The 6978-nt window shown below is 46.2% G+C and carries 8 protein-coding genes and 1 other annotated feature; all 8 genes read right to left on the bottom strand.

Going from position 1 to position 6978, the window contains the following annotated elements; all coding sequences use genetic code 11:
- A partial coding sequence (locus AC29Z1_RS06205; protein WP_488270589.1) for an ATP-binding cassette domain-containing protein occupies window positions 1-207 on the bottom strand: 207 nt, incomplete at its 3' end.
- Complete coding sequence (locus AC29Z1_RS06210; protein WP_488270590.1) at window positions 200-1063, bottom strand: energy-coupling factor ABC transporter ATP-binding protein; 864 nt, start codon at window positions 1061-1063, stop codon at window positions 200-202. The genes AC29Z1_RS06210 and AC29Z1_RS06205, both read right to left, overlap by 8 nt.
- Window positions 1064-1066: 3 nt before the next feature.
- Window positions 1067-1633: a tryptophan transporter gene (locus AC29Z1_RS06215; RefSeq protein WP_488270591.1), complete on the bottom strand. Its 567-nt coding sequence runs from the start codon at window positions 1631-1633 to the stop codon at window positions 1067-1069.
- A 110-nt stretch (window positions 1634-1743) separates the two neighbouring features.
- Window positions 1744-2006: a binding site (T-box leader), on the bottom strand.
- Between the two features lie 72 nt (window positions 2007-2078).
- Entirely contained in the window at window positions 2079-2552 is a 474-nt protein-coding gene (locus AC29Z1_RS06220; protein WP_488270592.1) for an 8-oxo-dGTP diphosphatase, read from the bottom strand.
- Window positions 2553-2568: 16 nt separating this feature from the next.
- Complete coding sequence (locus tag AC29Z1_RS06225) at window positions 2569-3450, bottom strand: diacylglycerol/lipid kinase family protein (protein ID WP_488270593.1); 882 nt, start codon at window positions 3448-3450, stop codon at window positions 2569-2571.
- A gap of 18 nt (window positions 3451-3468) precedes the next feature.
- The gene (locus tag AC29Z1_RS06230) at window positions 3469-4221 is read right to left on the bottom strand and encodes an MBL fold metallo-hydrolase (protein ID WP_488270594.1); all 753 of its coding nucleotides are present in this window, start codon (window positions 4219-4221) and stop codon (window positions 3469-3471) included.
- Window positions 4222-4356: 135 nt separating this feature from the next.
- On the bottom strand, window positions 4357-5604 hold the full coding sequence (locus AC29Z1_RS06235; RefSeq protein WP_488270595.1) for an exo-beta-N-acetylmuramidase NamZ family protein: 1248 nt from the start codon (window positions 5602-5604) through the stop codon (window positions 4357-4359).
- 69 nt (window positions 5605-5673) lie between these two features.
- On the bottom strand, window positions 5674-6978 hold a 1305-nt coding region (locus tag AC29Z1_RS06240), incomplete at its 5' end, for an SbcC/MukB-like Walker B domain-containing protein (RefSeq protein ID WP_488270596.1).

Genomic DNA, 6978 nt, shown 5'->3' on the forward strand with positions numbered 1-6978 from the left:
ATCCTGGCCTTGAAAAAAGATACTGCCGCTGGTTGGTTTTAATAATGACATAGCTAACCGCGTCAAAGTAGTTTTACCACTACCATTGCGTCCGGCCAGTGCCACGAACTCACCACTCCTTACCGAAAAATCTACACCGTTAAGAGCTCGCCCGCACTTGCCGTAATTAAAACTAACATGATTCATATCTAAAAGAAATTCAGGCACTTTTGGCCACTCCCTTTGCACAGATCAATCGATTTAACTCTTTCGCTGCCTGACTTTCCGTTTTCCATGTTCCAAGCTGGATTCCTGTCTGCGCTTCGATTGTCAGTTTGATGCTCCATAATGTCGGCACTCCCTGTTTGAGTTCGGACTGCTGCCACATAAATCTCAAGGTTGCATCAACATCTCCGACAAATTGCAAATTTCCATTCTGTAAAACTATAATCTGGCTAGCATAAGGTAAAACCCGGGCTAACTGATGTTCTACAACGATTATGGTTTTGCCTTGCATATTAAGCTCATGCAACAGTTCATAAATACCGGCAGCCCCTTCAGGATCCAACGCTGAAGATGGTTCGTCAAGTACCAAAATATCGGGAGACATAACAAGTACAGAAGCGATCGCCAAACGTTGTTTCTGCCCGCCAGATAAGCCAGCTACTTCTCGATCTTCCAATCCAGCAAGGCCCACCATTGTCAGTGCTTGACTGACCCGCTCGGCAATTTGACTGCGATTATCGCCCGAGGTCTCCAGGCCAAACGCTACCTCTTCTGCAACCGTCAATGCCACAAGCTGACTCTCATAATCTGCCAGCACCGTTCCTACGTGTTCTGCCAATTCACCCATACTGCTGGTAGACGAATTAATACCATTTACCTGTACAAGGCCGCCTTGTCGGCCACCAAAATAGTGGGGCACTACACCAGCCATGGCCAGCGCCAGAGTGGTTTTACCAGCACCGCTGGGTCCAGTAATTACACTAAATGATCCTTTGGGAATGCTTAGATTAATATCATTGAGCACTATGTCTCCTTTAGGATATGCATAAGTAAAATGCTCAAAGGCAACAGCCGTCATATATTACTCCTCCTTGCCGCCAAACAGTCTTTTGGCCGGAAAATACAGCAACTGGGTTATTACCATATTAATACCGGCAACCGCCAGCACTACCGGCAGCATAGCGTAAAGATATACAGCCATAGGTAATTCTAATACTACTTTTAAAATAGTGACAAACGTAAAACCACTGGCCATGGTACTGATACCTGCGGTTATTGCCGGCAGCAAGTTTATGCCGCCAAGTTTGAGCTTAAGGGAAGTGTGAACTAGTAATGCACAGAGAGCAGCACCTACCGGTTCACTGACAAAATTGGCATAAGGCAAGGCAGCCTTAGAAATAGGAATCGAAATGGCTCCTGTTACCAGACCAATACCCACCGCCTGTTTTATGTTTACCCGAGTCAGATTGATAGCAATACAATACATCGCGATCAGCCAGTTGGGAGTAATCCCGGCAACCGCTGGGGTAACTATTTTTAAAATAACACCTATTGCCAAGAGCAGTGCCGTGACTGCCACCCAGCGGAAACGGCCCTCTTGCCCAGTTTTGATTGTCACTAATTCTTGTTGTTGCTGTTTGGGTTCCACGTAAACTCCTCCTTGTCGTTATATGCCGCATAACCGGCATTTCAATATGATGGATAAACCTTTACTAAACACAAAACCCCGTCTCTTGAAAACATACATACCTGCATGCTCCAAGGGACGGGGTACTACAACCCGCGGTGCCACCCTAATTGACCAGATATACTCTGGCCCAGCTCATTCTAAGTACAGGACAAATGTCCGATACCCGCTTCCTGGTAACGGCGGAAGAAACCCGACAGCGCCTACCCCGGTAAACCGGCTCGGACTGTATCTCCCAGGCCCATTCGACATACTGAGCAGCGCCAAACTCCCACTACCATTGGCTCGCTGTAGCTCTCTGGTTATGTGTACTCTTCCTGGTCATCGACGTATGATGTATTATATTGTTCATGTTGTGCAAAGTATAGCAAAAAAGTAAGGCTGCTGTCAATGCTTTTTTACTAAACTATACTGTCCGAATAGAAATATAGTCAACGGCTTCGAAGTCTTCGGAAAAAACAACATTGCCGACAACTTTTTTCCCTTTCAACACGGCTGGCAGCCAGTAGCTGTCATCGGCCCACATTTCTTTATACGGAATATCCGCCACATTAAACCAACAGGGTTTCATTTCCGCAGTTTCTTCCGGTTCTCCCTGCCATGAATGAACAAGATACAGATACACATCATGATCAAGTTCAGGTTTATTGGGAAAAGAAAATACCAGTTTACCTACATCCTCTAAATCACTTTCGGTTACCCTAAGGCCACATTCTTCAGCCAACTCACGAACAGCAGCAGCTGTCGGTGTCTCACCTTCTTTTATTTTTCCACCAAATCCATTGTATTTGCCGCAGCCAAAACCTGTTTTTTTCCTACCAAGCAGTACCCGCTCAGCAGGTTTCCCGATAACAGGCAAACATAAAGTCGTCGAATACATGCTAGTCCCCCCTTTATTAGAGACAAAATACTTTTAATTTATTGGTTACTGTGGATATCGTCAGGGGCAACGATGGCCCCCGTTCACCATCAAGGTCACTTTCTACGGGTTCATCACATTGAATTACAATATCTGTCGCCTGTAAATAACGAATATGGCTGCTAGCCGTGTGCCTGCCAGAAAAAATACTAATAAACAAGCCCATCAAATCTGGAATACTGCATTTATTAACAATGAGTAAGTCTAGCTTCCCATCATTGATTTTCGCTTCCGGCGCCAGTGTAGGAAAACTGCCCACCATACCGCTGTTCATTACCAGAAACAATAAAATATCATCCTCAATAACCTGGCCATCTGCCGTTATTTTTACATGCAGTGAACGAAAACTGGGCAATTCCCCCAGCCCTTTCAGATAATAGGCCATCCGCCCAAGCGTGTTTTTAAGAGAAGCATCAACACTATGGGCAACCGAAGTTAGTAGCCCGGCACTGGCCACATTAAGAAAATACTCACCATTAACACTGCCAACATCCACTGCCCGCCACAGACCGCCAGTAACCGCTCGCAGACATCTTGGCAGGTCTTTGCCAAAATTCAGATGGGTAGCAAAATCATTGCATGTTCCGCTGGGAATAAGGCCAATTGGCACATCCACGTCCTCGTCCAACATCGCATTAATCACCTCATGCATGGTGCCATCACCACCAGCCACAATAAAGCCGTCGGTCGCAAATTCCCTGATCTCGCGGATAAACGGGCGGATATCTCCTTTATACCTGGTGCGAAAAGGCAATACTATACTGCCTGATGCTTGCAAATATTCAACTACCTCATCCAGTTTGGTTTTAAATCTAGCATCCCCTGCCACAGGATTGTAAATCAGCACATACTTTTTCATATACCCTCTCCTGGCGGTCTAAAAATCCACCCACTGACCATCATCAGGTATTTGTACCCTATTATCCAGTCCCGCTTGCCGGATAAAACTTTTAAGTTCCTCCCTGGTCAAGAGACAATGGTTAATGGCTTCCATATGCAAAACTACAACTTTGGCATCTGGTGCGTGCTGACAAACCTGGTATATATCTTGCTTCCCCATGGTTATAGGATCTCCTTGATTAAATCTGGCTTCCCCGCCGTATAAAATAATGACCTCTGGTTTATGAGTAGCAATCGCCTCAGCCACTTCCGGACACCATATGGTATCACCGGCAATATAAATCGTCGGTTCAGTAGCAGACGTAAGCACATAGCCAGAAACAGGTGCCATCTTTTTGGCAATTTCACCAGTTCCATGCTGGCCGCTGGTTCGGATAATCTCGATATGTTTCCAGCAGGTGACCGGGTGTACTGTCCGTATTTCGGTAAATCCCAGCAAAGTTAGTTTATCCAAATCTTCGGGCTGACAAAACACCGGTAAATCTTTTGGTAATTGTTCGCCAGCACAAGTATCAAAATGATCACGATGGGTGTGCGTGATCAGACAGGCATCAGCTGCCATAACTTCATCAACGCTGACAGGTAACTCCACCAGCGGGTTACGGCGCTGATTTGGCGAATTGTCTATTGGAGGCATCTGTTCTGCCGGACTTAACACAGGATCGACCAACAAGACTACACCTTGAATATGTAAGTGAAAAGTAGCGTGTCGCAGATGTCTAATTTTCATTACTTATCCCTTTCTGACTATTGATATTTTATATCCAGATTATACCATACTTTTTGCATCCTTGCAGTCTTGGCCTCTCCCACCAAGTAAAAAATACAACCTAAGCTGCGCTAACGACTACAAGCATTTCACACATTAGTACAGGTAATATTTTTTTGACATGTGCTTAAACTGCGCCGCTGCCTGATTCCATTGATGCAGTACATCAGTGAGCGGCGCTCCTAACCGCACCTGACTGTCCCCGGTATAAATATCAATCGTTGGTGTAGCCGCTGTAGACGATGAATTAAAGAAAAACTTGTCGCCGCTCATCTCCTTGATGACATACAAAAGCGTAAGACCGGTTTTAACTGGACGGAAAATCTGCTTGTCAGTCACATGAAGCTGTACCCCGCCACACAATTTGCCGTAATATTTTGCCTCAGGCTGTCGCGGAGTAAAATACACGGGTCGGAAAACTACCCCCGGCAGCCCGGCAGCATTCATACGGTCAGCCAACGCAGCAGCATTTATCCAAGGCGCACCGACTAGTTCAAATGGACGGGTAGTACCAATACCTTCGGATATATTGGTCCCGCCAAAAATTCCTGTGCCACTATATACCAATGCCGTATCAGGGGTTGGTATATTCGGTGAGGTCATAACCCATGGCAGCCCGGTATCACTAAAATACATACTGCGCTTCCAGCCTGTCATCGGAATTACAACCAAGTCACAGTGAATGTTGTACTCACGATTCATCAGACGGGCCAGTTCGCCAATTGTCAGACCATAACGGGCCGGAATGGGATATAAGCCGATAAATGATTCATATCCAGGATGAATAATATTGCCTTCTACCACTTCACCGCCCACCGGATTGGGACGATCAAACACGACAAAGGTTTTGCCCTGTTCTTTGGCACTTTGCATAGCATACGCCATAGTGAATATGTAGGTATAAAACCTAGCGCCAATGTCTTGAATATCAAACGCCAATACATCGATATTTTCGAGCATAGCGGCTGTAGGTTTTTTGGTTTGACCATACAAGCTGTAAACCGGCACCCCAGTGACTTCATCAATATAGCTGCCGACAGCATCCCCAGCAGATACATGCCCACGAATCCCGTGTTCAGGTGAAAATAAGGCTACCAGATTAGTCTTAGCATGGAGTACATCAATACTGCTCTTAAAATCACTGGTCATACCTGTCTGGTTCGTGATAAGCCCCACCCGTTTTCCCTGGAAAACGGTAAGATAACTATCAATATTATCAATACCTAACTTCACTTTACCAGCTGCTGGCTGTTCGGGCCTGGATAAATCCGGAGCTGCGCTGCAACTAGCTGTTATCAGGAAAAATCCTAGGAATAGCAAGATAAAAAAACAATTACTACGCACAACTAACCTCCATTCGCTCTCTAATTTATCCACTGACTACCTTACTTTACTACTTTTAATGGTTAGCAGTTATGCCTCCTCTAAGCGAACCCGGCTGCCGCGTCCTGCCGGTTCTGCCGGTTCAACCAGCAAACGGCGCGGCATACGTTGTCTAAGCTCGCTCACATGGCTGATGATACCGATAGTCAAGCGTTCTTGATGCAGTTTTTCCAGCGTCGCCATGGCAACCTCCAGCGCATATGGGTCAAGCGAGCCAAACCCTTCATCTAAAAAGAAAAACTCCAACGGATATTTACCCTTAAGCTGAATCTGAGCCGACAATGCCAGAGCCAATGCCAGTGATGCCTGAAAAGTTTCACCACCTGATAGGGTGCTAACCGGACGTTTAACACCACCGTTGGCATCGTCTCGAATAAGAAATCCACCATCAGAACTTATTTCTAGCGCATACCGTTGTTGGGTAATCTGTTTAAGACGGTCTGAAGCCTGCCGGGCCACCAGTTCCATCTGTTCCTGGGCTAAAAATTCAATAAATACATTTCCCCGCAATAAGTTCTTGAGTATCTGTAAACAATCTTTATTGGCTTTCAGTTCAACCCTTACTGCCTCTAGTTCTGACCACCGCTTGTGTTTTGCCTCCAGGTCGCGATATTCCTTTTCGGCTTCTACCCGCTGTTCAATAGCCGTATTTTTGGCTGCTTCGGCAGCACTTGCCTGCTGCTGTATCTGCTCCCATTCACGTGCAGTAATCTGCCGTCCGTTAAGCCTTTTGATTAACTGTTCACTTTGGGCTGTCAGCCATTGTCCGGTCTCAGCATAGGCTGTAAGCAATTGCCGATACTCTTCCTGACGGACCTCCGGTAAAAGGGCTACAACCATCGCCGAAATATCTGCAAATCCCTCTTCGGCCAGCTTAGCTTCCAGCCGTACTTTTTGCATATCCCGCTGTCGAGCCGCTTCCTGCCAACCGGCATCAGCCCGGATACATTCCTGTTCCGCTTCGGCCAAAGCAGCCGCAGCCTTGTTGTAATTTTCCTCCGCCATTCGTTCTTCCCGACGAATGCTCTCTAATTGCTGTTTAGCTTGGGAAAACAGCTCATTAACTGGTATTCCCCCAGTAATAGCAAACAATTCTTGTTTTTTTCCAGCCAAATTTTCTTTAAGACTAGTCAGCCTTGCCGTCAGAGCGGCCAATTCTGCTTCCCCGGTTTGAATGATCCGCTGTAAACGGGTAATCTCCGCCTGGCAAGCTTCATAATCTTGCCTGTAGCTAATTAGCTGCTTGGCTAAGGTTTCGGCTGTCCGATCCTGGCTGGCAATATATTCGGTTAATTCAGCTACCTGAATCATTGCTGTGTTAATTGTCGCATTAGC

The sequence above is a fragment of the Sporomusa sp. genome (assembly GCF_057736855.1).

What these genes read in the sequence shown, in the direction of transcription:
- AC29Z1_RS06210 (WP_488270590.1), bottom strand. Translation starts at nt 1,063, where the DNA reads ATGACGGCTGTTGCCTTTGAGCATTTTACTTATGCATATCCTAAAGGA.
- AC29Z1_RS06220 (WP_488270592.1), bottom strand. Translation starts at nt 2,552, where the DNA reads ATGTATTCGACGACTTTATGTTTGCCTGTTATCGGGAAACCTGCTGAG.
- AC29Z1_RS06225 (WP_488270593.1), bottom strand. Translation starts at nt 3,450, where the DNA reads ATGAAAAAGTATGTGCTGATTTACAATCCTGTGGCAGGGGATGCTAGA.
- AC29Z1_RS06230 (WP_488270594.1), bottom strand. Translation starts at nt 4,221, where the DNA reads ATGAAAATTAGACATCTGCGACACGCTACTTTTCACTTACATATTCAA.